Source organism: Actinospineispora acaciae DSM 45401, from assembly GCF_000620785.1.
Lineage (GTDB): Bacteria > Actinomycetota > Actinomycetes > Mycobacteriales > Pseudonocardiaceae > Pseudonocardia > Pseudonocardia acaciae.
In genome coordinates, this window is record NZ_JIAI01000002.1 from 164059 (window position 1) to 188599 (window position 24541).

Here is a 24541-nt window from a genome sequence, read left to right on the forward strand (position 1 = left end):
GTCCGAATGGCGCCGAGGTAGCGCGAGTGATCGTGGAGGGGATGCGTGGCAGGGGACGTGCGCTCGCTGGAGGAGTCGACGACCGACGCGGTGGCCGAGGCGATGGGCCGAGCGCTGCCCGCCGAGCTCGCCGGGGCCGACCCGCTGGTGCGCCGATCCGAGCACGCCGACTTCCAGGCCAACGCCGCGCTGTCGCTGGCCAAGAAGGCCGGCCGCAAGCCGCGCGAGCTGGCCGAGGAGATCGCCGCCGCGCTGGACCCGGAGGCCGGCCTCGGCGTCGAGCTGTCCGGCCCGGGGTTCCTGAACCTGACGGTCACCGACCGGGCGGTCTGGCGGCAGGTCGCGGCCCGGCTGGCCGACGCGCGCCTCGGCGTGGGCACCCCCCGGCTGGGACAGCGCACGGTGATCGACTACTCGGCGCCGAACATCGCCAAGGAGATGCACGTCGGCCACCTGCGCACCACCACCATCGGGGACGCGCTGGGCCGGCTGCTCGAGCACGTGGGCGCCGAGGTGATCCGGCAGAACCACCTCGGCGACTGGGGCACCCAGTTCGGCATGCTGATCCAGTACCTGGACGAGCACCCCGAGGCGAAGTGGCGTGCCCGCGACCTGGAGGAGGGCGCCTCCGGCACCACGTCCGCGCTGGACGGGCTGTACAAGCTGGCCCGCGCCCGGTTCGACGCCGAGCCCGAGTTCGCCGAGCGGGCCCGCCGCCGGGTGGTGGCGCTGCAGGCCGGTGACGAGCCGACGCTGGCGCTGTGGCACGAGCTCGTGGAGGAGTCGGAGAAGGCGTTCCAGGCCGTCTACGACTACCTGGGCATCCAGCTGACCCCGGCCGACTCGGCCGGCGAGTCCAGCTACAACAGGTACCTGGCCGACGTGACCGCCGAGCTGGAACGGGCCGGCGTTGCGGTGGACAGCGACGGCGCGCTGTGCGTGTTCTTCGACGGCATCACCGGCCCGGACGGCAACCCGGTGCCGCTGATCGTGCGCAAGAGCGACGGCGGCTACGGCTACGGCACCACCGACCTGGCCACCATCCGCTACCGGATCCAGGAGCTGAAGGCCACCCGGATCCTCTACGTCGTCGGCGCCCCGCAGACGCTGCACTTCCGGATGATCTTCGACACGGCCCGCCGGATGGGCTGGCTCACCGACGACGTGGAGGCCGTGCACGTCTCGTTCGGCAGCGTCCTCGGCCCCGGCGGGCGGCCGTTCAAGACCCGCGCCGGTGCCAGCGTGCGGATGCTCGACCTGCTCGAGGAGGCGGTGGCCAAGGCCCGCGCCGAGATCGAGACCAAGCCGCACACCCTGAACCCCGACGAGCTGGCCACCGTCGCCCGCCAGGCCGGCATCGGCGCGGTCAAGTACGCCGAGCTGTCCACCTCCCGCACCAAGGACTACACGTTCGACCCCGAGCGGATGGTCTCCTTTAACGGCAACACCGGGGTGTACCTGCAGTACGCGCACACCCGCATCCGCTCCATCCTGCGCAAGCTGCCCGATGACGCCGGCGACACCCCCGCGACGGTGTCCGCCGACGCCCCGATGGAGCCCGCCGAGCGCGCGCTGGCCCTGCTCACCGACCAGTTCGCGCCCATCCTGACCGAGGTCGCCGACACGCTCGAACCGCACCGCCTCTGCGGCTACCTGTTCTCCCTGGCCAAGGCGTTCACCGAGTTCTACGAGTCCTGCCCGGTGCTGACCGCCGAACCCGAGCAGGTCCGAGCCAACCGGGTGGCGCTGTGCCAGCTCACCGGCGCCACCCTGGCCGAGGGCCTGCGACTGCTGGGCATCGAGACCCCCGAACGCATGTGATCGGAGAGGCGCTCGACTGGCCCACCCTGCGTGCCGAACGGACGCTGGCCGAGACCGACGAGTACCTGGTGCTGGACAAGCCCGCCGGCGTCTCGGTGGCCGGCGAGCGGCACGAGACCGACCTGGTCCGCATCGCCGCCGACGCCGGCGAGAAGCTGATCCCGGTGCACCGCATCGACAAGGTCACCTCCGGCGTGGTCCTGCTGGCCAAGACCACCGCCGCGCACGGCCCGCTGACCCGCCAGTTCACCCTGCGCACCGTGGACAAGACGTACCTGGCGATCACCCGCTCCACCGGCCTGCCCCCGGCCGGCACCATCGACCTGCCGCTGTCCGTGGGCCGCAAGAACCGGGTCCGTATCGCCGCCCCCCGCGACGACATCACCTACCACCCCGACGCCGCCCGCTGGAGCGTGCCGCCCCCCTCGATCCGCCCGCGCGCCTTCCCGTCCCTGACCACCTTCACCCGCGCCTGGCACGGCGCCGCGCACACCCTGCTGGTGGTCAGCCCCAGCACCGGCCGCCGCCACCAGATCCGCGTGCACCTGGCCTGGATCGGCCACCCCATCGCCGGCGACCCGCTGTTCCCCGACGACTCCCACGCCCCCGACCAGCGCACCTCCCTGCACGCCTGGCAGCTCGCCTTCGACGACGCCGCCGGCGCCCGCATCCACGTCACCGCCGCCCCCGACGAGCAGTTCTGGGCGCCCATCACCCCGGAACTGCCCGTCGACGGGCGCGCCGAGGTGCTGCGCCGGCCGTGAGGCACCGCCGCCGGGTTCAGAACGGCGGTTCGTCCCGCTCGTTCTCCACGTCCTCCCCAGGCTCGGGGAGCGGGAGAACGACCGGGTCGCCCCGGCTGCGGTAGATCCCGCCCAGCGGGCTGGTCCAGAGGAAGGTTCCCGGTCTGGGTTGGCGCAGTCGCCAGCCTCCTTTCGTCTTCAGGTCATGATCATGGCCGCACAGCGGGTCCCCGTTGGCCTCGGTGGTCGGCCCGCCGTACCGGTAGTCGTAGGTGTGATCGAACTGGGACCTGGCCGCCGAGCACCGGCAACCGGGTCCCCGGCAGGTGCGGTCGCGCATCTGGACGTGCCGGCGCTGCGAGGCGGTAGGGAACCGCCGCCGGTGGTTCGCGCCGCGCCCGGTTTGCGGCCTGGCGTACTGGCGGGCGATGTCGGCGACCACGGCCGCCCAGTCGCCGGCGCGCTCGGGATGCCCGGCCAGCTCGGCGAGGAGCGCGGCCGGGATGTGCAGCTCGACGACCCCGCCGTCGCCGTCGTTGCGGGCGCCGCGCGGACGCCGTCGCGTGATGCCGCCGCGGACCAGGTGGCCGTCCGCGTCGGTGATGGCGTAGCGCCATTCCGAACGCCGCTGCCGCGCGACCGTCCGCCGGGCAACGTCGGCGAGAACGGGACCCCAGCCGGGAATCTCACCCGGGTGCTCGTCACGGCCGAGCAGGGTGCCCAGCTCGACCCGGATCTCGATCCTGGTCGCCGGGCTCACCGGTTCACGCTCCGCATCGCCGCGCAGCAGATGAGCAATGATCTGCACGCGGGTGAGCCCGTCGAAGCGCCCGTCGAGCAACCCGACGAAGACATCCGCCCGAATCTGGCCGAGCCGCCCCCGGTGACCGGCGCGTTTGGCGGCCCGGGCCAGCCGGTCGATGCGCTCGCAGGCCGAAGCGGCCTGGTCGGGCGGCAGGCCCTCCGCGCTGATGACCGCCGTCCCGTCAGTGTTCAGGTAACCGATCACCGCGCGCTCGGCAACCGCCTTCTCGTACTGGTCACGGGCACGGTCCGGGTCTGCGGCGATCACCATCCGCGCCAGCCGCGCGCGCAGCTGGCCGCTGGTCAGCCGGGGAGCCTTGGGCAGCAGCGCCCGGCAGATCCTGTCGACCTGCCCGACGGGAAGATCGGCAAGATGATCGGCGAACGCGCGCGCCTTCGCCCGCATGATCTCTCCGGTATCCAGCGCCGCGAACACCAGCGGCAGCCGATGCACCAACACCTCGGCGAACTCGTGCTCGACCTCGGCCGCCCGGCGGGTCAGGGCCAGCGCGGCGCGCGTCTCGTCGGCCCCGTACCGCGCGGGTTCGGGCAGGCGCGCAACCTCGTCCAGCCCGGCCGCGGGATCGGCGCGCCCGATCTCGGCCACGATGGCAAGGAACTGGGCGTCCGCCCGAGCGAGCTGGCGCGCACAGGCACCCAACATGGTGAGAAGCTCGCCGTTCGGTACGCGGGAGAGGTCGATCCCATCCAGGGCAGCGGCCAGCTCAGGGCCCGGCGAAAGCTCCGCCAACCCCATCGTGACCTGCCCGTTTGCCATACCCAAGACGCTAGCGCCAGGCACCGACAATTCCGGAACGACCACCGCGACCACGACCAGAGTGCCCAGGGAATCCAGACCCAGCGTGATCACCCGGCCGCGGTCCCGTCCACAGACGGAACCAACCCCACCCAACGCGCCCAGCCGCCGCTGGGGGACGGCACACAAGCAACCTACGAATTCAGGTCGTCGGAAATCGCGCCAGCGATTTTCGAACGAAACACATGACGGCACGCATGAGCACGAACCAACTACTCTCCCCACGGTGACAACGACGTGGCGCAACTGGGCCGGCAACCAGCGCGCCACACCGGCGGAGGTACGAACCCCCTCGGACGCCACCCAACTCGCGGACCTGGTGAGAACGGCCGGACAACGGGTCAAGCCGATCGGATCCGGCCACTCCTTCAGCGGCATCGGCATCACCGACGGCATCCAGGTAGACCTGCGCCGGATGACCGGCCTCCAAGCGGTGGACACCGACAGAGGACTGGTCACAGTCCAGAGCGGCACCCCATTGCGCCAACTCAACGAACTGCTCGACGCCGGCGGGCTGGCGATGAGCAACCTGGGAGACATCGACAGCCAGACCCTCGCCGGTGCGATCTCGACCGGCACGCACGGCACCGGAGCGGCGTTCGGCGCCCTGGCCACCCAGGTGCGCGGGCTGGAGCTGGTGACCGCCGGCGGCTCGGTGTTGCGTATCAGCGCGCAGAGCAAGCCCGAGCTGTTCCAGGCCGCGCGGGTCGGCCTAGGCGCCCTCGGAGTGATCACATCGGTCACGCTCGCCGTGGAACCGGCGTTCACCCTGCACGCCCAGGAAGGCCCGATGCCGCTCGACCAGGTTCTCACCGACCTGGACGAGTTGGCGCACACCAACGAGCACTTCGAGTTCTACTGGTTCCCGCACACCGACCGGACGCTGACCAAGCGCAACAACCGAGCCGAGCCGGGACGCCCCCTCGGGAGGCTCCGTCGGCTGGTGGACGACGAGCTGCTCAGCAACGGCGCGTTCTGGCTGACCTGCCGCCTCGGCAAGGCCGCGCCGAGGCTGGTACCGGCCATCAACGACCTCACCGGGCGGGCCTTGAGCGCGCGGGAGTACACCGACCGGTCATACCGTGTGTTCTGCTCGCCGCGCCGGGTGCGGTTCATGGAGATGGAGTATGCGGTGCCGAGGGCGGCGGTCGGGGACGCGATCGCCGGCATCCGGCGGGTAACTGAGCTGACGGGGATGAGGGTGACGTTCCCGGTGGAGGTGCGGTTCGGCGCGGCCGACGACATCCCGCTGTCCATGGCCAGCGGGCGGGACTCGGCGTACCTGGCCGTGCACATGGCCGCCGGGCAGCCGTACCGGCGGTACTTCGACGAGGTGGAGGCAGTGATGAGCACGCTGGACGGCAGGCCGCACTGGGGAAAGATGCACGGCCTCGGTGCCGACGAGCTGCGTGGGCGCTACCCCGCGTTCGACGAGTTCCGCGCGGTGCGACAACGGCTCGACCCGGACGGCGTGTTCGCCAACGAGTACCTGGACCGCGTGCTGGGGCCGGCCTGATGCACACGGTGGACGAGCTGGTCACCCCGGCGGCGCTGGTCGAGGCGCGGGCGCTGGAGGAGAACCTGGCCACGATGGCCGCGGCGCTGCCCGGCGAGCGGCTGCGACCGCACGTCAAGGCGCACAAGTGCACCGAGCTGGCGAAGCGGCAGCGCGCGGCCGGTCACCGGGGGTTCACCTGCGCCACCGTGCGCGAGGTGGAGGGCATGGTCGCGGCCGGGCTCGGCGGCGACCTGCTGCTGGCCAACGAGGTCCTGGACACCCGCCGGGTGGGCGCGCTGGTCGCGGACGGGGCGCGGGTCACGCTCGCGGTGGACTCGGTGGCGACGGTCGCGGCGGCCGCCGAGGGCGGGGTGCGCGAGGTGGTCATCGACGTCAACGTCGGGCTGCCCCGGTGTGGCTGCGCGCCGGAGCGGGCCGGCGCGCTGGCCCGGCTGGCCCGGGAGCGCGGCCTGGACGTGCGCGGCGTGATGGGCTACGAAGGCCACCTGATGATGGTCCAGCCGGTCGAAGAACGCGCGCGGCTGACCGAGGACGCGATGAAGCTCCTGCTGGCCGCGCACGCGGACGTCGGCGGCGAGCTGGTCACGGCCGGCGGCACCGGCACGCACGCGCTGAACACCTGGGCCACCGAGATCCAGGCCGGCTCGTACGCGCTGATGGACACCGCCTACGGCACGCTCGGGCTACCGTTCGCCCAGGCGCTGTCGCTGCTCGGCACGGTGATCTCGGTGACCGGCGGCGACCAGGGGTGGGCGGTCGCGGACGTCGGCCTCAAGGCGCTCGGGATGGACCACGGCAACCCCACGATCCCGGGCGCGGCGGTGTGGTACTGCTCGGACGAGCACGTCACGTTCGCTCCGGACGCCCCAGGCTCGGTGCGGGTCGGCGACCGGGTGCGGGTGCTGCCCGCGCACGTCGACCCGACGGTCGCGATGCACGAGGCGCTCTACCTGGTGGACAGCGAGCGGGTGCTGGAACGCTGGCCGGTCGACCTGCGCGGCTGGTAGCCAGGCTAGCCCCGGGGCAGGCCGAGGATGCGCTCGGCGATCTGGTTGCGGACGATCTCCGAGGTGCCGCCGGCGATGGTCAGGCAGCGCGACCACAGGTACGCCCAGGCGGCCGTCGGCGCCCGCCCGACCAGCGTGTCGGTGCCGGCCAGCCGGCGCGCCAGGTCGGCCACCCGCTGGTCGTGCTCGGCGGAGAGCAGCTTGGCCAGGTTGCCCTCCGGGCCAGGCCCGGCGCCGGTCACCGCCCGGGCGGCCTGGCGCACCCCGAGCAGGCGCTTGGCTTGGTGCTCGGCGAGCAGCTCGGCCAGCTCCGGTTCGAAGCGTGCGCGCCGGGGATGCGCCAGCACGGTCGGCACCAGGTCCGGCGCGGTCATGCCGATCAGCCCGTCACCCCCGCCCAGCGACACCCGCTCGTTGCCCAGCGTGGCCCTGGCCACCGTCCAGCCCTGCCCGACCGGCCCCACCACGTCGTCGTCCGGCACGAACACGTCGTCGAAGAACACCTCGTTGAACAGCGAGGCCCCGGTCAGCTCGCGCAGCGGGCGGACGGTCACCCCCGGCGCGGACAGGTCGATGGCCACCATCGTGATGCCGGCGTGCTTCGGGCCCGACGAGTCGGTGCGCACGGTGGCGAAGCCGTACCGGCAGAACCGCGCGCCGGACGTCCACACCTTCTGCCCGTTGACCCGCCACCCCCCTTCGTCCCGCACCGCCCGGGTGGTGATCGCGGCCGCGTCCGAGCCGGCGCCGGGCTCGCTGAACAACTGGCACCAGTGGCTACGCCCGGCCAGCGCGTCGCCGATCCAGCGCTCGGCCTGCTCGGGCGTGCCGTGCTGGGCGATGGTCAGCGCCACCCAGCCCGTGATCGCCAGGCCGGGCACCGCGACGCCGGCCGCGGCCAGCTCCTCCTCGATGACCAGCTGCTCGACCGCGTCCGCGTCCCGCCCCCACGGCGCCGGCCAGTGCGGCACCAGGTAACCGGACGAGACCAGCTCCGCCCGCTGCTCCGGCCGGGGCAACGCCGCGACCCGGGTGGCCACCTCGCGGACCCGGGCACGGTGGTCGTCCGCCTCGGTGGGCAGGTCGAGCGTGGGACGCCTGCGCACCCCTTCGGCGACCAGCCGCAGCACGTCCTCGCCGGCCGGGGCGGCGGCGTCGAGCACCGTGCTCAACGCCAGCGCCCGCCGCAGGTACAGGTGCGCGTCGTGCTCCCAGGTGCAGCCGATGCCGCCGTGCAGCTGGATGTTCCGCTCGGCCGCGCGCACCGCCGCCGGCAGCGCACGCGCGGCGGCCACGGCGGCGGCGAGCTCGGCCTCCGGCCCGGTGCCGGCGCGCGCCGCGTCCCAGGCGGCGGCCACCGCGAGCTCGGTGTCCACCAGCATGTCCGCGCAGTGGTGCTTGACCGCCTGGAACGCCCCGACCGGCCGCCCGAACTGCTCGCGCCTCGCCACGTAACCGACCGCCGCGTCCAGGCAGGCCGCCGCCACCCCGGCCGCCTCCGCCGAGGCCAGCACCCGGGCCAGCCGAAGCGCGACGGCCCGCCCGCCTGCGATGCGTCCCAGCGCCGGAACGTCCGCCCGCCGCACCTCCGCCACCCGCCGGGTCGGGTCGATCCCGGCCACCGCGCCGACCTCGGCATGGGCGCACTCCAGGACGAGCAGGTCCGCGCCCTCGGGCAGCAACAGCACGTCGGCCAGCCCGCCGCCCAGCACCAGCCAGCCACGCTCGGGGTCGGCGTCGGGGGATGTCAGCCCGACCGCGGCGGTCCGGACCCCACCGGCCAGGTCCGGCAGCAGCGTGGCGCACAGCTCCGGCGGGCCGGCCTCGGCGAGCACCGCGGCGGCCAGCACCGTGGGCAGGAACGGACCGGGCGCCACCGCGCGCCCCAGCTCGGCGAGCACCACTGCCAGCTCGGGCAGCCCGTACCCCTCACCGCCGTACTCCTCCGGCACGTGCAGCCCCGGCCACCCCAACGCGCACAGCTCCGGCCAGAACGCGGGCGGCGCCTCGGCCTCGGCGTCCAGCAGCGCACGGCCGGCGGCCAGCGCCCCTCGGTCGGCCAGGAAGGCGCGCGCCACCTTGGCCAGCTCGCGGTGCTCGTCGGTCAGGGCCAGCTCGGCCACCCCGTCGGTCGTCATGGCCATCGGTGCTCCTCGGTCAGGCGTGAGCCGCCTACCTACTGAGAGTAACCCCAGGCGTGGAGTCCGCGACGAGCGGCGACACGGGAACTGAGACGAGCCCGACACGCCCGGCGCGCGTGTCGCGGCTGGCGCCTCGGCGCGCGCTCGGGCAGACTGCAGCCGCGACTGCCGATCATCCGATGCCGACCCGAGGCCGTTGGGGAAGACGTTCCTCGTCGACAGCGGAGGTCAGCAGTGAGTACACGTGGAGTGATCTACGTCCACTCGTCGCCCACTGCGGTTTGCCCGCATGTCGAGTGGGCGATATCAGGCGTGCTCGGAACACAGATCGCGCTGCGCTGGAGCCCGCAGCCGGCCGCACCGGGGACGCTGCGCGCCGAGTGCTCCTGGCGCGGCCCGGCCGGTGGCTCCGGCGCGATCGCGGCCGCCCTGCGGGCCTGGCCGGTGGTCCGCTTCGAGGTCACCGAGGAGCCCAGCGAGGGCGTCGACGGACAGCGGTTCTGCCACGTCCCGAACCTTGGCCTGTGGCGCGGGCGGACCAGCGCGAACGGCGACATCATGGTCGGCGAGGACCAGCTGCGGTCGATCATGTCGGCGCGCGGGCAGATGCGCGGGCGGATGCACGAGCTGCTGGGTACGGCCTGGGACGAGGACCTGGAGCCGTTCCGCTGCGCCGGCGACGGCGCTCCCGTCACGGTCCTGCACCAGGTGGGCTGACCGTGTGACATAACAGGTCGGGTAACCCGTTCGGCGCACGATGTGTCAAGCTTCGAGCCGTGGCCAGAAACGGGGACCGACGGTGGGCGGTGACCCTCGTCATCGTGCTCGTGGTGGCGTTGGGTGCCATGTTCGGCGTGGCCGGGCTGCGGCTGGCGCAGATGCGCAACGTGCCGATGGCCGCGCCGCGCGCCCAGCCCGTCCAGGGCGCCGGCCCGACCGCGCTGGAGGTCAGCACCGACGCCTGGGCGCACCCGTCCGCACCGATCGTGCAGGACGTCCTCACCCGGTACTTCGACGCGATCAACACCAAGAACTACCAGGCCTGGGCGTCCACCGTGACCCCGGCGCTGGTCAGCCAACAGCCGGAGAGCACCTGGCGGCAGGGCTACGCCAGCACCACCGACGGCACCATCCGGGTCAGCCGCATCGACGAGTTCGGCCCCGGCAAGCTGGTCGCGCTGGTGTCCTACGTCAGCGTGCAACGACCGGAGGACGGCCCCGACGGCCTCAAGGCCGCCCGGATCTGCTGGCGCGCGGCGTTCCCGTTGGTCGGCAACCCGCCCGTGATCGACATGGGCAAGCCGGGCAGCGTCCTCCTGCGCGGCGCCTGCTGACAACCCGTGAGTGGCTAGGGCCGCTATGACGGCCCTAGCCACTCACGGGGTCAGAGCGGGATGTTTCCGTGCGAGCCTCGGCCGGCGGGGGCCTCGGCGAGCGCTTCGACGAGCCTGCGGCGGGTGTCGGCGGGCGTGATGACCTCGTCCACGGCGCCGATGGCGAGCGCGCGGTTCACCCCGCCGGCGATCCGCTCGTGCTCCTCCGCGAGCTGGTCGTGCAGCGCCTCGCGCTCCTCCTCGGACGCGGCGGCGGCCAGCTTGCGGCGGTGCAGGATGCCCACGGCCGCCTTCGCGCCCATCACCGCGACCTCGGCATCCGGCCAGGCGAACACCCGCGTCGCGCCCAGCGCGCGGGAGTTCAGCGCGATGTACGCCCCGCCGAACGACTTGCGGGTGACCAGCGTGACCCGGGGGACCACCGCCTCGGCGAACGCGTGCAGCAGCTTCGCCCCCCGGCGCACCACGCCGTCCCACTCCTGCCCGACACCGGGCAGGTAGCCGGGCACGTCCACCAGCACCAGCAGCGGCACCCCGAACGCGTCGCACATGCGGACGAACCGGGCCGCCTTCTCCGCCGAGTGCGAGTCCAGGCAGCCGCCCATCCGCAGCGGGTTGTTGGCCAGCAGCCCCACGGTGCGCCCGCCGAGGCGGCCGAGCCCGATCACCATGTTCGGCGCCCACCGCGGCTGAAGTTCCTCGAAGGCGGCGCCGACGGGATCATTGGGGTCGTCGTCCAGCACCGCCCGGATCAGCGGCCGCACGTCGTAGGCCCGCTTCTTCTGCTCGGGCAGCAGCGCGCGCAGGTCGGTCGGCTCGCCCAGCGAGCGGACGTCGAAGATCCCCGGCCGGGCCAGCATGCTGACCACCCGCCGGGTGCGGTAGAGCGCGTCGGCCTCCGAGTCGGCCACCACGTGCACCACGCCGGAGCGCTTGCCGTGCGCGCTGGGACCGCCGAGGGCCTCCATGTCGATGTCCTCGCCGGTCACGCTGCGCACCACGTCCGGGCCGGTGACGAACACCCGGCCCTCCGGCGCCATCACCACCAGGTCGGTCAGCGCCGGCCCGTACGCCGCGCCGCCGGCCGCCGGCCCGAGCACCACCGAGATCTGCGGGATCCGTCCGGAGGCGCGGACCATCGCCGCGAACACCTGACCGACCGCGTCCAGCGCCTCCACGCCCTCGGCGAGGCGGGCGCCGCCGGAGTGCCACAGGGCGATCACCGGGCAGCGCAGCCGCACGGCGGCGTCGATCGCCTCCACCATGTGCCGGCAGCCCTCCGCGCCCATGGCGCCGCCCATCTTGGTGGCATCCGAGCAGTAGGCCACCACCTTGGCGCCGTCGATGCGCCCGTGCGCCGCGAGCACCCCGCTCGGGTCGCGCGGGTGCATCGGAACCAGGGTGCCCTCGTCGAACAGCGCCGCCAGCCGGACCTCGGGATCCCTGGGATCCGGCGGGCGGGTGTCCTGGGAGACGGTCGGATCGGTGGCCAGCGCGGTCATCTGCGAGCTCCTCCGGGAAGACAGGTGATCAAGGGCCACTACGCGGCGGCGAAGGCGAGAGCGACGTTGTGGCCTCCGAAGCCGAACGAGTCGTTGAGTGCGGCGGTCAGCTCGACCTTGCGTGCCTCCCCGGTCACCACGTCGAGCTGGACGCCCGGGTCGAGGTTCTCCAGGTTCGCCGTCGGCGGGATCACGCCGTCCCGGATGGACAGCAGGGTGGCGATGCCCTCCACCGCGCCGGCGCCGCCGAGCAGGTGCCCGAGGGTGGACTTCGGCGCGGTCAGGATCGGGTGGTCGCCGATCGCCTTGCGCACCGAGACCGCCTCGGCCACGTCGCCCACCGGGGTGGACGTGGCGTGGCAGTTGATGTGCCCGATGTCGGCGGGGTCCAGCCCGGCGGTGCGGATGGCCGCCGTCATCGCCCTGGCCTGGCCGATGCCCTCCGGGTCCGGGGCGGTGATGTGGTAGGCGTCGGAGGTGATGCCGATGCCGGCCAGCCGCCCGTGCACGGTGGCACCTCGCGCGGCGGCGAACTCCGCCCGCTCCAGCACCATGATGCCGGCGCCCTCGCCGAGCACGAACCCGTCGCGGCCGGCGTCGAACGGTCGGGACGCGCCCTCCGGGTTGTCGTTGTGCGAGATGCACATGGCCCGCATCTGGGAGAACCCGGCCAGCGGGATCCCGGTGATGCACGCCTCCGCGCCACCGGCGACCACCACGTCCACCTCGCCCGCGCGCAGCATCCGCCACGCCCAGGCCAGTGCCTCGGCGCTGGACGCGCACGCCGAGGTGGGGGCGTGCACGCCGGCCTTGGCGCCGAGCTCGAGGCCGACCCAGGCGGCCGGCCCGTTGGGCATGAGCATCGGGATGGTCAGCGGGCTGACCTTGCGGACGCCCTCGTTCTCCAGCAGGTCGTCCTGGGTGAGCAGGGTGACGGCGCCGCCGATCCCGGTGCCGACCACCACGGCCAGCCGCTCGGGCTCAACCTCCGGCGTGCCGGCGTGCTGCCACGCCTCCCGGGCGGCGATGATCGCGACCTGCTCGCAGCGGTCCATCCGCCGCGCCTCGACCCGCTTGAGCACCTCGGACGGGTCCACCGCGAGCTGTGCGGCGATCCGCACCGGCAGGTCGTGGCGCTCGACCCAGTCGGCCTCGATCCGGGACACCCCGGACCGGCCGGCCAGCAACGCCTCCCAGGTCGACGCCACGTCCCCGCCGAGCGGGGTGGTGGCGCCGAGCCCGGTGACGACGACGTCTGCGGTCATTTGTTCGCCGCGATGTAGTTGACCGCGTCGCTGACCGTCTTCAGCTCGGCGAGCTGGTCGTCGGGGATCTTCACGCCGAACTTGTCCTCGGCCTGCACCGCGATCTCCACCATGGACAGCGAGTCGATGTCCAGGTCGTCGACGAAGGACTTCTCGGAGGTCACCTCTTCGGCTTCCACGCCGGCGATCTCTTCGACGATCTCGGCGAGGCCGGCGAGGATCTCTTCGTTGCTCACGTGGTTGTCCCTTTCGGTTTGGTTGATCTTCTTTGTTGAGAACGGAACGATCAGGGGCAGATGACGACCTGGCCGGCGTAGCTCAGCCCGGCGCCGAACCCGACCAGCAGCATGACGTCGCCCCTGGAGATCTCGCCGGCCGCGCGCATGTGGTCGATGGCCAGCGGGATCGACGCCGAGGATGTGTTTCCGGAGTGCACGATGTCCTGGGCGATGCGCATATCCTCCCTGGCGCCGGCCTTGCGCAACCGCCGGGCCACCGCGTCGATGATCCGCAGGTTGGCCTGGTGCGGCACGAACACGTCGATGTCCGCCAGGGTCAGCCCGGCCGCCTCGACGGCGCGCACCGCGATCGGCGCGATCTGCGTGGTGGCCCACCGGAACACGGTCTGGCCCTCCTGGTGGATGGCGTTGCTCTCGCCGGGACCGTCCAGGATCCGGATCACCTCGTGCATGTCGCCCGCGCTGCCCCACACCAGCGGGCCGACGCCGACCTCGTCCTCGGCCTGCGCCGGCCCGAGCACGGCGGCGCCGGCCCCGTCGGCGAAGATGATGCAGGTCGAGCGGTCGTCCCAGTCGATCCAGTGGGACAGCTTCTCGGCGCCGATGACCAGCACGTTGCGCGCCGAGCCGGCCCGGATCTGGTCGGCGGCGGTGCCCATGCCGTAGCAGAAGCCCGCGCACGCCGCGTTCAGGTCGAACGCCCCTGGCGCGCTGATGCCGATCCGGTGCCCGACCTGGGCGGCCGCGTTCGGGATCGGGTTGGGCATGGTGCAGGTCGCCACCACCACGGTGTCCACGTCGGACGGGCTCAGCCCGGCGTCGGCCACCGCCTTGGAGCCGGCGTCGGCGGCCATCTCGACCAGCGGCGTCTCCGGGGCCGCGATGCGCCGGCTGACGATGCCGACCCGCTCCCTGATCCACTCGTCGCTGGTGTCCACCCGCTCGGCCAGCTCGTCGTTGGTGACGATCCGCTCCGGCTGGGAGCTGCCCAGCCCGAGGATGCGCGCCCCGGCGGCGGCCGGTGCCAGTTTCAGTCGTGCGCTCATGAGGCCCTCCCCGCAACGTGCCCGGATACCAGCTCGACGGCCGCGTCCAGGTCCTCCGGTGTCTTCAGCGCGACCGTCTTGGTGCCCTTGAGCTCGCGCTTGACCAGCCCGGCCAGCGTGCCACCGGGGGCGAGCTCGACCACGGCGGTCACCCCCAGCTCGCGCAGCCGCGCCATGCACAGGTCCCAGCGGACCGGCAGGGTCACCTGGGCGACCAGCCGCTTGCGCAGCTCGGCGCCCTCGGTCACCTCGGTGCCGTCCGCGTTGGACAGCAGCGGCCGCGTCGGGTCGGCGAAGTCCAGTTTGTCGGCGTGGCCGCGCAGCGCCTCCTCGGCCGGCGCCATGAACCGGGTGTGGAACGCGCCGGCCACCGACAGCGGGATCACCCTGGCCCGCTCGGGCGGCTCGGCGGCCAGCCGCTCCAGCGCGTCGACCGGACCGGCGGCGACCACCTGGCCGGCGCCGTTGCGGTTGGCCGGGTCCAGCCCGAGCTCGGCCAGCCGGTCCAGCACCTGCTCGGGGCGCCCGCCGAGCAGGGCGCTCATCCCGGTGTTCTCCAGCGCGCAGGCGGCGGCCATCTCCCGGCCGCGCACGGCGGCCAGCTCGACGGCGGCGTCGGCGCCCAGCGAGCCCGCGATGGCGGCGGCGGCCAGCTCGCCAACGGAGTGCCCGGCGGTGGGGGCGTCAGCGGGGAGCGCGGCGTCGTCCAGCGCGGCGGCGAGCTGCTGGTAGGACAGCAGCGCGGCCGCCACGAGCAGCGGCTGGGTGACCGAGGTGTCCTTGATCTCGTCGGCGCTCGCGGTGGTGCCGAGCCGGACCAGGTCGAGGCCGGTGGCGTCGGACCAGCGCGCCAGGGTGGCTCGGGCGTCGACCCGCTCGGCCCTCGGGCCGGCGAGCCAGGGATCGAGCATCCCGGGTGACTGGGACCCCTGTCCGGGGGCGAGGAGGGCTATCACTTGGCACAGCAAACACGGTTACAGCCCCGGTTGGGGATGCCGACGCATACGAACTCCGCTGTCATGCTTTGGAGGTTTCCTCCAAATCTGTATGGATACGCATGCGTAATCTGGAAGTGAATTTGTAGGGTCGAACAGGTATCTCCGCAGCTCAGCCCGAGTGTCGCTGCTCCTCCTCGGCGTTCAGCCGGCCCACGATCAGCGCGATCCGCAGCACCAGCGCGTCCCTCGGCCTGGTCGGGTCGAGGCCGGTGACTTCGCTCACCCTGCGTAGTCGGTAGCGCACGGTGTTGGCGTGCACGAACAGCGCCCTGGCGCAGGACTCCAGCGCGCCGCCGCCGTCGAGGTAGGCGGCCAGCGTGCGGCGCAGCTCCCCGCCGGCCGAGGCGAGCGGCTCGCACACGTCGCTGATCAGCTCCGCGCGGGCCGACGGGTCGCCGGCCAGCGCGCGCTCCGGGAGCAGGTCGCCGGACCGCACCGGGCGGGGGGCGTCCGGCCAGCCGGCCACCGCGCGCAGCCCCTGCAGCGCGTCCCTGGCGCTCAGGTGCGCGGCGGCCAGGGTGGGCGCGGTCGGCCCGATCACCACCGGCCCGGGGCCGAACGCCTCGGCCATCCGCTCGGCCGGCCCACGCCTGGCCCGGCCGTTCGCGGCGTCCTTGGCGGCCGCGGTTGCCGAGGTTGCCGAGGTGGCGGCCTTGGTGGCCGGCTTGTCCGGGCCCGGCTCGGACAGCGCGCCGGAGAGCAGCACCACCAGCCGTGCGCCCTGCACGCCCAGCAGGACCGAGCGGCCGAGCCGGGTCGCGGTGCGGCGCATGGCGGCCAGCGGCTCGGGCTGGCTCTCCGGCTTGTTCTCCGGCGGCGGGCTGCCGACCAGCACGGTGACCGGTCGCTTGGCGTCCCAGCCCAGCGCCGACGAGCGGGACACCAGCGCGTCGTCCACCTCGCCCCGGACCACGCCGTCGACCACCAGGGCCTCCAGCCGGGCGTCCCACGCCCCCCGGGACTCCGCGGCGCTGGCGTACACGGTCGCGGCAGCGAACGCGATCTCCCGGCCGAACCGCAGGATGGCCTCGGTCAGAAGCTGGCGCTCGCGGTCGTCGACGGCCAGCAGCGGGAGCCGGTGTTCGAACACCTCGATGGCCACCCGTACCATCTCGACCGTCTGCCGAAGGCTGACCCGCCGCGCCAGGTCCCGGGGTGCGTTGCGGAAGCCTTCCGCGGTGAGCCGTATGGTTTGGGTGGGCTCGCCGAGCCAGGCGACGAAGTTGGACACGCCGGTCTGGGTGACCAACAGGACGCCGGCTCGCTGGTCGGCGGACAGCCGCTTGAACCAGGAGAACCGTTCCGCCATGACCGCGACGCTGGTGGTGGCCAGGCCGCCGGAAGCCTGCTCCAGGCGGCGCAGGGTGCGCGCGGACACGCCCGTGGGCTCGGAGACGGAGTGCTCCGTTGTCATAGCGGGCAGCATGACATGGAGCCGCGCCGACTCGCGACGCACCTTGACGCGAGCACCGACCTCATCCGACCGGTTGGCGCACGGTGATCCGCCCGCCCGCGATCGCGAAGTGTGGTCAGGCTTGCGCTAGGACCGAGCACGGGCCGCCGGCCCGACTCGGGAGAACGAACGTGGGTCAGCCGAGCGGCGTGACCTTGGTTGCCTGGGGGCCTTTCTGGCCCTGCTCGACGTCGAACGAGACGCGCTGCCCCTCATCCAGCGTGCGGTAGCCGCTGCTCTGGATGGAGGAGTAGTGCACGAACACGTCCGCGCCACCACCGTCGGGAGCGAGGAAGCCGTAGCCCTTCTCGCTGTTGAACCACTTGACGGTGCCCTCTGCCATTCTTGCTCTCCTCGTACTGATATTCCGGGCGCTCGCCCCGGTATCGCGCCGACCCGCAGCATTCCTCACGCGGGTTGGGATGCTGTTCCAGCCGAAGAAAACCCCCGGCGAGAAGAGCAACGGCGGCAGACTACCGCGCCTGGCCCAAATGGGGGAGGGGCGTCGCCAGGTGGAGTGATCAGATTTTCGGGTTTCCATCTTTTTTCCGGCCATCGGACGGCGTGTCCGGCGCAATGACCAGCCGTTCGAGCAGTCGGGTGAGGTGGGTGCGCTCGTCCGGGGTGAGCGAGCCCAGCAGCTCGTGGTCCGTACGGATGACGACCTCGTCGAACCTGTGCAGGGCGTCGCGCCCGACCGGGGTCATGGTGACGATGTTGCGGCGCCGGTCGGACGGGTCGGGCGCGCGCCGGACATAGTCGTCGCGTTCGAGGTCGTTCAGGATGGCCACCATGTCGCTGCGGTCCACGCTCAGCCGGCGCCCGATCTGGGCCTGGGTGGACGGGCCGAACTCGGCGAGGGTGGCCAGCACCGCGTAGTGCCACTTGCGGATGCCGTGGTCGGCCAGCCGCTCCTGGATCGCCTGGTGCGCGCGCAGCGACGCCCGCCCGAGCAGCCACGCCACCGTGCCGCTGAGCCGGTGCGGGGCCGGGCCGTTCACCCGGCACGCGTCGGCGTCCATGCGCTCACGGTATCCCCTTCGTTGGCGGCACCAACGACTTCGGGTTAACGTTGGTCCTGCCAACGTTGGTGGTGCCAACGATAGAGGGGAGAACGGCATGCGGCGGGTGCGGTACTACGAGCACGGCGGTCCGGAGGTGCTGCGGCTGGAAGACGCCGAGGTGCCCGACCCGTCGGCGGGTCAGGTGCTGCTGCGGGCGGAGGCGATCGGGGCCAACTACGTGGACGCGCTGTTCCGGCGGGGTGCGGGCGGGCCGTTCTCCCGGCCGCTGCCCGGGGAGCTCACCGGCGACGTGGTGGGCACCGTCGAGGCGGTGGGCGACGGGGTGGACCCCGGGCTGGTCGGGAGCAGGGTGGCCGCGCTGGCCGACCCCGCGGTCGCCGAGTACGCGCTGGCCGGCGCGGACTGGCTGGCGCCGGTGCCGGACGGGCTGGGCGCCGCCGAGGCCAGCGTGCTGCCGATGGCCGCGCCGGTCGCGCTGCGGGTGCTGCGTACCGCCCGGCTCGAACCGGGGGAGACGGTGCTGGTGCACGCCGGCGCCGGCGGCATCGGTCACCTCGCCGTGCAGTTGGCCAAGCTGCTCGGCGCCGGGACGGTCATCGCGACCGCGAGCAGCGCGGCGAAGCTGGAGTTCGCGGCCGCGCACGGCGCCGACGTCGTCGTCGACTACACCCGGGAGGACTGGCCGGACCGGGTCAGGGCCGCCGCTCCTTCCGGTGTCGACGTGGTCGCCGACTCGGCGGGCGGTGAGGTCAGCCTGCGCAGCGTCGAGCTGCTCGCTCCGTTCGGGCGTTCGGTGCTCTACGGCGCCGCCGGCGGCGAGCTGGCCCAGGTGCCGTTCCTGGCGCTGGCCGCGTTGAAGCAGGTGGCCGGGTTCTCGCTGCTGGCCTGGCGCTCGGCCCGTCCGCGGCGGGCGCGCGCGGAGATGACAGAGCTGGCCGGCCACGTCCGGGCCGGGCGGCTGCGCACCACCCTGTTCGGCAGGTACCCGCTCGACGAGATCTCCGAGGTGCACCGGCTCTTCGACGAGCGCGCCGTGCTCGGCCGGGTGCTGGTGACGCCGTAGACCGGGCTCAGTCGGGCGTCGATCGGCGCTGGTAGTGGCGCCCGGCCTTGGTGCGGTTGCCGCAGACGGCCATCGAGCACCACCGGCGGCGTTTGCTCGGCGACGGGTCCAGGAACAGCCACGAGCAGCGGTGGCAGACGCGGATGTGGCCCCGGTCGGGGCCGGCGAGCAGTGCGCCGGTGGCCAGCGCGAGCCGCCGGCCGATGAGGCCCAGGCCCTGCTCGGCCGCGCTCACCAGCCAGGCCCCGGCGTCGTCGTCCAGTCTGTCCGAGAGCCGCGCCGCGCGGTAACCGGAGATGAGGTCGGACTCGACGCGGGCGCGCGCCTCGGCCGGCGCCGGTGAGCCGTCCACCGAGCCGTCGATCGAGGCGAGCAGGAACGCGTGCAGCGCCTCGCGCTGGGCGTGCAGGTCCGCCACGGCGGCCGCCGCCGAGGCCGGGTCCGCGTCCGCCAGTGTCGCCAGCTCGCCGGCCTCGGCGGCGTCGAGCACACCGGCCGCGCGCGCCCACCCGATCGCATCGGTGAAACGTTCCAACCGCTCCACGTCGCGCGCCTTGGTGCGCCCGCCGGCCGTGTTCAGGAAGTCCAGGCTCGGATGGCCCCCGACGAACGAGATCGGCGGCCAGTCGTCCGGTTGACCTGTCGTTCCGACCATGGCACCGTATCTAACCAGACTTCGTGAGAAAGAGGTTAGACATGGACCTGCCGGAGAGCTTCGACTACGAAGGCCAGCGCGTTCGGTACGGCGTGATCGGAGACGGCGAGCCGCTGGTGCTCGTGCACGGCACGCCGTTCTCCTCGGTGGTCTGGCGGCGGATCGCGCCGTACCTGGCCGGGCACCGCCGGGTGTACTACTACGACCTGCTCGGGTACGGCCGCTCGGAGCAGCGCGAGGGCGACGTCTCCCTCGGCGTGCAGAACCTCGTGCTCGGCGCGCTGCTCGACCACTGGGGCCTGGACCGCCCGGACGTGGTCGCGCACGACTACGGCGGGGCGACCGCGCTGCGCGCCCACCTGCTCAACGGCCGCGACTACCGCTCGCTCACGCTGATCGACCCGGTCGCGATCGGCCCGGACGGGTCACCGTTCGTACAGGCCACCAAGCTGCACGAGCAGGCGTTCGCGGGCCTGCCGGCGTACATCCACGACGCGCTGCTGCGCGCCTACATCGCCGGCGCCGTGCACCGCACGCTGTCCGACGACGAGATGCGCCTCTACACCGAGCCGTGGCTGGGCGAGCGCGGCCAGCCCGCGTTCTACCGCCAGATCGCGCAGATGGACGACCGCTACATCGACGAGGTCGGCCACCTCTACGGCAAGGTCCGCTGCCCCGTCACCCTCCTCTGGGGCGCCGAGGACGAGTGGATCCCGCTCGAACGCGGCCGCGAGCTGGCCGACCGCATCCCCGGGGCGAACCTGCGCGTGGTGCCGAACGCGAGCCACCTCGTGCAGGAGGACGCGCCGGAGGCCATCGTGGCCACCGTGCTGGAGGCCGTCCGCTAGGCGACCCCGGGGTCGGACGTCTGCGGCCCCGCGGCCCGTGGGTCGTCGATGCGGTACTTGCCGGCGGCCGAGACGAGCACCGAGCGGTCCAGCTCGCCGCGCTCGACCAGGGCGGCCAGCGCCTGCACGGTGATCGACTCGGCGTCCACCGTGAAGTGCCGCCGGGCCGCCGGGCGGGTGTCGGACAGTCCGAACCCGTCGGTGCCCAGCGCGTGGAAGTCCCCGGGGACCCACGGGCGGATCAGGTCCGGCACCGCCCGCATCCAGTCCGAGACCGCGACCAGCGGACCGTGCGTGTCGGCCAGCGCGCGCCGCACGTAGGGCACCTTCGGCTCGGCGTCCGGGTGGCGCAGGTTGTGCTGCTCGCACTCCACGCCGTCGCGGCGCAGCTCGCCCCAGGACGTCACCGACCAGACGTCCGCGGCCACCGACCAGTGCTCGGAGAGCAGCTCCTGCGCGCGCAGCGCCCACGGCAGCGCCACCCCGGACGCCAGCAGCTGCACCCGGTGCTCGTGGCGCTGCGGCGCCGGGCGGTAGCGGTACATGCCGCGCAGCAGCCCGTCCACGTCGACGCCCTCGGGCTCGGCGGGCTGGACGTACGGCTCGTTGTAGAGCGTCAGGTAGTAGAACACGTTCGGGTCCCGCCCGGCGCGGGCCTCGTCGTCCCCGTACATCCGGGCCAGCGCGTCGCGCACGATGTGGCCGATCTCGAACGAGAACGCCGGGTCGTAGGCCAGCACCGCCGGGTTGGTCGCCGCCAGCAGCAGCGAGTGGCCGTCGTTGTGCTGCAGGCCCTCGCCGGTCAGCGTGGTCCGCCCGGCGGTGGCGCCGAGCAGGAACCCGCGCGACATCTGGTCCGACGCCGCCCAGATCCCGTCTCCGGTGCGCTGGAAGCCGAACATCGAGTAGAAGATGTACAGCGGGATCATCGGCTCGCCGTGGGTGGCGTACGAGGTGCCGGCCGCGGTGAACGAGCCGACCGAGCCGGCCTCGTTGATGCCCTCGTGGAGCAGCTGGCCCTGCTCGCTCTCCCGGTAGGCCAGCATCAGCTCGGCGTCCACCGAGGTGTAGCGCTGGCCGTGCGGGTTGTAGATCTTCTGCGTCGGGAACATCGAGTCCATCCCGAACGTGCGCGCCTCGTCCGGGATGATCGGCACGAACCGGGGGCCGATCTCCTTGTCCTTGACCAGGTCGCGCAGCAGCCGGACGAAGGCCATCGTGGTGGCCACCTCCTGCTTGCCGCTGCCGCGCTTGACCACCTCGTAGACCTTGTCACCGGGCAGCACCAGCGGCTTGGACGCGCCGCCGCGCCGCTCCGGGACCGCGCCGCCGAGCAGCCGCCGCCGCTCCAGCATGTACTGCAGCTCCGGCGACTCGTTGCCGGGGTGGTAGTACGGCGGCAGGTACGGGTCGCGCTCCAGCTCCTCGTCGGAGATCGGGATGCGCTGGGTGTCCCGGAAGCCCTTGAGGTCCTCCAGGGTCAGCTTCTTCATCTGGTGGGTGGCGTTGCGGCCCTCGAAGTGCGAGCCGAGGCCGTAGCCCTTGATCGTCTTGGCCAGGATGACCGTCGGCTGGCCGTGGTGCTCCATGGCCGCGGCGTAGGCGGCGTGCACCTTGCGGTAGTCGTGGCCGCCGCGCTTGAGGTTCCAGATCGCCTGGTCGGACATGTCGGCGACCAGCGCCTTGGTGCGCGGGTCACGGCCGAAGAAGTGGTCCCGGACGTAGCCGCCGTCGTTGGCCTTGTAGGTCTGGTAGTCGCCGTCCGGGGTGACGTTCATCAGGTTGATCAGCGCGCCGTCCCGGTCGGCGTGCAGCAGCGCGTCCCACTCCCGGCCCCAGATCACCTTGATCACGTTCCAGCCGGCGCCCCGGAAGTAGGCCTCCAGCTCCTGGATGATCTTGCCGTTGCCCCGGACCGGGCCGTCCAGCCGCTGCAGGTTGCAGTTGATCACGAAGGTGAGGTTGTCCAGGCCCTCGGTGGCCGCCACGTGGATCAGCCCGCGCGACTCCGGCTCGTCCATCTCGCCGTCGCCGAGGAACGCCCAGACGTGCTGCTGGGAGGTGTCCTTGATGCCGCGCGCGTGCAGGTACCGGTTGAACCTGGCCTGCATGATGGCGTTCATCGGGCCCAGGCCCATGGACACCGTGGGGAACTCCCAGAACGTCGGCATCAGCCGGGGGTGCGGGTACGAGGGCAGCCCGTGCCCGGCGCCGCCGTGCGAGAGCTCCTGGCGGAACCCGTCGAGCTGGTCGGCGGACAGCCTGCCCTCCAGGAACGCGCGGGCGTAGATGCCGGGCGAGGCGTGCCCCTGGAAGTACACCTGGTCGCCGCCGCCGGCGTGGTCGCGCCCCCGGAAGAAGTGGTTGAAGCCGACCTCGTACAGCGTCGCCGAGGACGCGTAGGTGGAGATGTGACCGCCCACGCCGACCCCCGGCCGCTGGGCGCGGTGCACCATCATCGCCGCGTTCCACCGGATCCACCGCCGGTAGGCGCGCTCGGTCTCCTCGTCGCCGGGGAACCAGGGCTCCCGCTCGGTGGGGATGGTGTTGACGTAGTCGGTGCTGGTCAACGCCGGCACCCCGACGTTGCGCTCACGGGCGCGCTGCAGCAGCCGCAGCATCAGATAGCGGGCGCGCTGCTGGCCGGCGGCGTCAAGCATCCCGTCGAAGGACTCGAGCCACTCCTGCGTCTCGTCGGGGTCGACGTCCGGTAGGTACGCCGCGAGGCCATCGCGGATGACGTGGACTCTGCCCTGGGCGTTCTGGCCGGTCACGGGGGTCTCCCTGAGTTCTACTTCCAGACTGTCTGGACCGTTGCTGAATTGTCTCGGTACCTACCATCGTGCCTCCTCCCGCCCGGAGCGTGCAGCGGACCCTGCGCCGAACGGTTGGAACAACTCGGTGCGTCCGGTTGCGGTGAGGGCGGGCGACATGTTCGGATTCCGCATCCGAGATAGTGGGCAATCTCGCACGCGGGGACGCGAGCAAGAGCGCACGCAACACAGGGAGGGCATTGTGGTCGCCGCCGCGGGTGACGCCGGCAAGGCGGACATCGCCGGGAGGCTCGGCATCGAGTCGGGCATGGTGGTGCAGGAGCTTGGCTGGGACTCCGACGTCGACGAGGAGATCCGCAACGCCGTCGAGGAACGTTGTGGGGATGACCTGGTCGACGAGGACTCCGATGAGGTCGTCGACGTCGTGCTGCTGTGGTGGCGGGACGGCGACGGCGACCTGGCGGACGCTCTGATCGGCGCGGGTACGCCGCTGACCGAGAGCGGAGTGGTCTGGGTGCTCACGCCCAAGACCGGCCGGCCGGGGCACGTCGAACCGAGTGAGATCGCCGAGGCGGCCCCGACCGCCGGGTTGTCCCAGACGTCGAACGTGAGCGTCAGCGAGGACTGGGCCGGGGCCCGCCTGGTGGCGCCGAGGGCGGCCAAGTCTCGACGCTGACTACTGTTGTGATGGTGGCCGCGCCGATCGGCGCGGCCAGATGTTGGCGTGCGAGGAGGTTTTCCACGTTATGGCACCTCAGGTCGGGTCCGAGGCACCTGATTTCACCCTGCGGAACCAGAACAACGAGGAGGTGACGCTGTCCTCGTTCCGGGGCGAGCGGAACGTGCTCGTGGTGTTCTACCCGTTCGCGTTCTCCGGGATCTGCACCGGTGAGCTGTGCGCGGTCCGCGACGACATCGGTTCGTTCCAGAACGACGACGTGCAGGTGCTGGCCGTCTCGGTGGACCACCCGTTCGCCCTGAAGGCCTGGTCGCAGGCGCAGAACTACGACTTCCCGCTGCTGTCGGACTTCTGGCCGCACGGCGCGGTGGCCAAGGAGTACGGCGTCTTCCTGGAGGACCGTGGCATGGCGGTGCGCGGGACATTCCTGGTGGACAAGTCGGGTGTGATCAGGTTCGCTGAGGTGAACGCGCCCGGCGAGGCGCGCGACCAGTCGGCCTGGAAAAAGGCGCTGGCCGAGGTGTGAGTCACACCTGACACACGGGCCTCACGGTCCGGGCGCGTAGCTCAGCGGGAGAGCACTCGGCTTACACCCGAGCGGTCGCAGGTTCGAACCCTGCCGCGCCCACTCTCGCCGGACCCGTGTCCGCAAAGAGCGCGGACCGGGTCGAGTGGTGATGATGTTGGGGGGCCGAGCCCCCCAGACCCCCCACGGTGCGAGCTTCTCTCGACCCGGCGTGGTTGCGTACGGCTTTGACCAGCGTTGGTGTCGTGAGGTTCTTCTCAGATGTAAAGATGCAGGTAGTGG

Annotated in this window: 22 protein-coding genes and 1 tRNA gene; 11 read left to right on the forward strand and 12 right to left on the reverse strand. The window is 72.6% G+C overall.

Going from position 1 to position 24541, the window contains the following annotated elements:
* Positions 1-45: 45 nt before the first annotated feature.
* Positions 46-1821, forward strand: a complete 1776-nt coding sequence (argS, locus tag N912_RS0110350; RefSeq protein WP_245645241.1) for an arginine--tRNA ligase — start codon at positions 46-48, stop codon at positions 1819-1821.
* On the forward strand, positions 1818-2585 hold the full coding sequence (locus tag N912_RS0110355; RefSeq protein ID WP_028922365.1) for an RluA family pseudouridine synthase: 768 nt from the start codon (positions 1818-1820) through the stop codon (positions 2583-2585). The genes argS and N912_RS0110355 overlap by 4 nt, the downstream gene beginning before the upstream one ends.
* 16 nt (positions 2586-2601) lie before the next feature.
* On the opposite strand, the gene N912_RS0110360 is transcribed toward N912_RS0110355, so the two are convergent.
* The gene (locus N912_RS0110360; protein ID WP_028922366.1) at positions 2602-4146 is read right to left on the reverse strand and encodes an HNH endonuclease signature motif containing protein; all 1545 of its coding nucleotides are present in this window, start codon (positions 4144-4146) and stop codon (positions 2602-2604) included.
* A gap of 265 nt (positions 4147-4411) precedes the next feature.
* Here N912_RS0110360 and N912_RS0110365 point away from each other — a divergent pair, with 265 nt between their 5' ends.
* Together N912_RS0110365 and N912_RS0110370 are read left to right on the forward strand one after the other, a co-directional pair.
* Positions 4412-5701 carry a D-arabinono-1,4-lactone oxidase gene (locus N912_RS0110365; protein WP_028922367.1) on the forward strand — a complete coding sequence of 430 codons (1290 nt, stop codon included), beginning with the start codon at positions 4412-4414 and terminating at the stop codon, positions 5699-5701.
* On the forward strand, positions 5701-6711 hold the full coding sequence (locus tag N912_RS0110370) for an alanine racemase (protein ID WP_037064132.1): 1011 nt from the start codon (positions 5701-5703) through the stop codon (positions 6709-6711). Before N912_RS0110365 ends, N912_RS0110370 begins: the two co-directional genes overlap by 1 nt.
* Before the next feature lie 5 nt (positions 6712-6716).
* Here the strand turns inward: N912_RS0110370 and N912_RS0110375 are convergent, their stop codons facing one another.
* Positions 6717-8855 (reverse strand): acyl-CoA dehydrogenase family protein, encoded by a 2139-nt coding sequence (locus tag N912_RS0110375; RefSeq protein WP_028922369.1) that lies wholly within the window; start codon positions 8853-8855, stop codon positions 6717-6719.
* 231 nt (positions 8856-9086) lie between these two features.
* Here N912_RS0110375 and N912_RS0110380 point away from each other — a divergent pair, with 231 nt between their 5' ends.
* Both N912_RS0110380 and N912_RS60140 read left to right on the forward strand, forming a co-directional pair.
* Positions 9087-9569 carry a DUF3145 domain-containing protein gene (locus N912_RS0110380; RefSeq protein ID WP_028922370.1) on the forward strand — a complete coding sequence of 161 codons (483 nt, stop codon included), beginning with the start codon at positions 9087-9089 and terminating at the stop codon, positions 9567-9569.
* A 59-nt stretch (positions 9570-9628) separates the two neighbouring features.
* On the forward strand, positions 9629-10186 hold the full coding sequence (locus N912_RS60140; protein ID WP_156993383.1) for a hypothetical protein: 558 nt from the start codon (positions 9629-9631) through the stop codon (positions 10184-10186).
* 50 nt (positions 10187-10236) lie between these two features.
* Here N912_RS60140 and N912_RS0110390 read toward each other — a convergent pair whose 3' ends face one another.
* The 8 genes from N912_RS0110390 to N912_RS0110425 all read right to left on the reverse strand — a co-directional run bounded on the left by N912_RS0110390 (position 10237) and on the right by N912_RS0110425 (position 17711).
* A complete protein-coding gene (locus N912_RS0110390; RefSeq protein ID WP_028922371.1) occupies positions 10237-11688 on the reverse strand; it encodes an acyl-CoA carboxylase subunit beta in 1452 nt (483 codons plus the stop codon).
* A gap of 38 nt (positions 11689-11726) precedes the next feature.
* Positions 11727-12953: a beta-ketoacyl-[acyl-carrier-protein] synthase family protein gene (locus N912_RS0110395; protein ID WP_028922372.1), complete on the reverse strand. Its 1227-nt coding sequence runs from the start codon at positions 12951-12953 to the stop codon at positions 11727-11729.
* Positions 12950-13189, reverse strand: coding sequence for an acyl carrier protein (locus N912_RS0110400; protein ID WP_028922373.1), 240 nt, complete (start codon positions 13187-13189; stop codon positions 12950-12952). Before N912_RS0110400 ends, N912_RS0110395 begins: the two co-directional genes overlap by 4 nt.
* A gap of 50 nt (positions 13190-13239) precedes the next feature.
* Positions 13240-14238, reverse strand: coding sequence for a beta-ketoacyl-ACP synthase III (locus N912_RS0110405; RefSeq protein WP_037064136.1), 999 nt, complete (start codon positions 14236-14238; stop codon positions 13240-13242).
* Positions 14235-15194, reverse strand: a complete 960-nt coding sequence (locus tag N912_RS0110410) for an ACP S-malonyltransferase (protein ID WP_028922375.1) — start codon at positions 15192-15194, stop codon at positions 14235-14237. Before N912_RS0110410 ends, N912_RS0110405 begins: the two co-directional genes overlap by 4 nt.
* Positions 15195-15345: 151 nt before the next feature.
* Entirely contained in the window at positions 15346-16650 is a 1305-nt protein-coding gene (locus N912_RS0110415) for a PucR family transcriptional regulator (protein WP_028922376.1), read from the reverse strand.
* Positions 16651-16825: 175 nt separating this feature from the next.
* Positions 16826-17032 (reverse strand): cold-shock protein, encoded by a 207-nt coding sequence (locus tag N912_RS0110420; RefSeq protein ID WP_028922377.1) that lies wholly within the window; start codon positions 17030-17032, stop codon positions 16826-16828.
* A gap of 178 nt (positions 17033-17210) precedes the next feature.
* Positions 17211-17711 carry a MarR family winged helix-turn-helix transcriptional regulator gene (locus tag N912_RS0110425; RefSeq protein ID WP_037064138.1) on the reverse strand — a complete coding sequence of 167 codons (501 nt, stop codon included), beginning with the start codon at positions 17709-17711 and terminating at the stop codon, positions 17211-17213.
* 97 nt (positions 17712-17808) lie between these two features.
* Here N912_RS0110425 and N912_RS0110430 point away from each other — a divergent pair, with 97 nt between their 5' ends.
* Positions 17809-18777: a quinone oxidoreductase family protein gene (locus N912_RS0110430; protein ID WP_028922379.1), complete on the forward strand. Its 969-nt coding sequence runs from the start codon at positions 17809-17811 to the stop codon at positions 18775-18777.
* Positions 18778-18784: 7 nt separating this feature from the next.
* On the opposite strand, the gene N912_RS65685 is transcribed toward N912_RS0110430, so the two are convergent.
* Positions 18785-19432: a CGNR zinc finger domain-containing protein gene (locus N912_RS65685; protein ID WP_028922380.1), complete on the reverse strand. Its 648-nt coding sequence runs from the start codon at positions 19430-19432 to the stop codon at positions 18785-18787.
* A 41-nt stretch (positions 19433-19473) separates the two neighbouring features.
* On the opposite strand from N912_RS65685, the gene N912_RS0110440 reads away from it, so the two are divergent.
* Complete coding sequence (locus N912_RS0110440) at positions 19474-20280, forward strand: alpha/beta fold hydrolase (RefSeq protein ID WP_028922381.1); 807 nt, start codon at positions 19474-19476, stop codon at positions 20278-20280.
* Here N912_RS0110440 and aceE read toward each other — a convergent pair.
* The gene (gene aceE / locus N912_RS0110445) at positions 20277-23054 is read right to left on the reverse strand and encodes a pyruvate dehydrogenase (acetyl-transferring), homodimeric type (protein ID WP_211261204.1); all 2778 of its coding nucleotides are present in this window, start codon (positions 23052-23054) and stop codon (positions 20277-20279) included. The two genes, N912_RS0110440 and aceE, sit on opposite strands and share 4 nt — an antisense overlap.
* A 241-nt stretch (positions 23055-23295) precedes the next feature.
* On the opposite strand from aceE, the gene N912_RS0110450 reads away from it, so the two are divergent.
* The 3 genes from N912_RS0110450 to N912_RS0110460 all read left to right on the forward strand — a co-directional run bounded on the left by N912_RS0110450 (position 23296) and on the right by N912_RS0110460 (position 24361).
* Positions 23296-23730, forward strand: a complete 435-nt coding sequence (locus N912_RS0110450) for a DUF3052 domain-containing protein (protein WP_028922383.1) — start codon at positions 23296-23298, stop codon at positions 23728-23730.
* 70 nt (positions 23731-23800) lie between these two features.
* Positions 23801-24259: a peroxiredoxin gene (locus N912_RS0110455; protein WP_028922384.1), complete on the forward strand. Its 459-nt coding sequence runs from the start codon at positions 23801-23803 to the stop codon at positions 24257-24259.
* A 30-nt stretch (positions 24260-24289) separates the two neighbouring features.
* Positions 24290-24361, forward strand: a tRNA-Val gene (locus tag N912_RS0110460).
* Positions 24362-24541 lie beyond the last annotated feature (180 nt).